Annotated in this window: 1 protein-coding gene; it reads left to right on the plus strand. The window is 73.4% G+C overall.

The features are described from left to right. Positions 1-1,373 (plus strand): molybdopterin-dependent oxidoreductase (locus ACXAHD_RS32125; RefSeq protein WP_475055171.1); only part of this gene is annotated, 1,373 nt, incomplete at both ends.

The raw sequence follows: 1,373 nt of genomic DNA on the forward strand, positions 1-1,373 counted from the left end.
GCGCTCACCCGGCCCGGTGCCGGGCCGGCCGCCGTCCTGCCGGCGGTGATCGGCGCGTCCGCCGCCGCGCTGCTGCTCTGGGCGCTGCTCGCCGGCCCGCTGCGGCCGGCTTCCGTCGCCTCGTCGGCCTCGTCGGATGAACCGGTACCGGTTCAGCCCGGTGCCGGCACCGCCGACCGGCGCCGTTTCCTGTCCAGCGTCGGCGTGTCGGTCGGTGCCGCCCTGGTCACCGGTGCCGGCGGTCGTTGGCTGGCACAACGCCGGGGGGTGGCCACCGCCCGGTCCGCGGTGTCGCTGCCCGCTCCGGTCGACGCCGCGCCGCCGCTGCCTTCCGGTGTGGACCCGGCGGCGCCGGGGCTGAGCCGGTACGTCACCACCAACCGTGACTTCTACCGGATCGACACCGCGTTGGTCGTGCCCCAGGTCGACCCGGACGAATGGCAGCTGCGGATCCACGGCCGGGTGACCAACCCGATCACCCTGAGCTACTCCGACCTGCTCGGGATGGAGCTGGTGGAGCGGTACGTCACGCTGGCCTGTGTCTCGAACGAGGTGGGCGGGACTCTCATCGGCAACGCCCGCTGGCTCGGCGTACCGGTGCGGGACCTGCTGGTCGAGGCGGGCCCGCTGCCCGGAGCCGACCAGGTCGTCGGCCGGTCCGTCGACGGTTGGACCTGCGGCACCCCGACCGAAGCGCTGCTGGACGGGCGGGACGCGCTGCTCGCGGTCGGAATGAACGGTCAACCACTGCCGGTCGAGCACGGTTTTCCGGTCCGCATGGTGGTGCCCGGCCTCTACGGGTACGTCTCCGCCTGCAAGTGGGTCACCGAGCTGGAGTTGACCAGCTTCGCCGACTTCGACGCGTACTGGGTGCCGCGCGGCTGGGCGGCGCAGGGCCCGATCAAGACCCAGTCCCGGATCGACACCCCCCGGGTCCGCGCCGAACTGTCCGCCGGCACCGTACCGGTGGCCGGGGTGGCGTGGGCCCCGCACCGGGGCATCAGCGGCGTCGAGGTACGGGTGGACGACGGCCCCTGGCAGCCGGCCGAGCTGGCCCCGGCGGTCTCCGCAGACACCTGGGTGCAGTGGGTCTGGCAGTGGCCGGCAACCTCGGGTGAGCACCTGCTGCAGGTCCGGGCCACTGACGGGACCGGTGCCACCCAGCCCGAACTACGCCAGCCTGGTGGCCCGGAAGGGGGGGAAAGATGGGACCCAGTCCGCGTCACCATCCAACAAGGAAAAGCCAACACAAAACCCCTGGCAGAGGGTGCGGCCTGTTTCTTCTCCCCCCCTCCCCACCCCCCCACCACCCCCAGCTCTCTCGGGGGGGGTGCCGTGTTTTGGGAGGGGGGGGGGGGGGGGGGGGGGGGGGG

Source organism: Micromonospora sp. ABR4_055 (assembly GCF_056160425.1).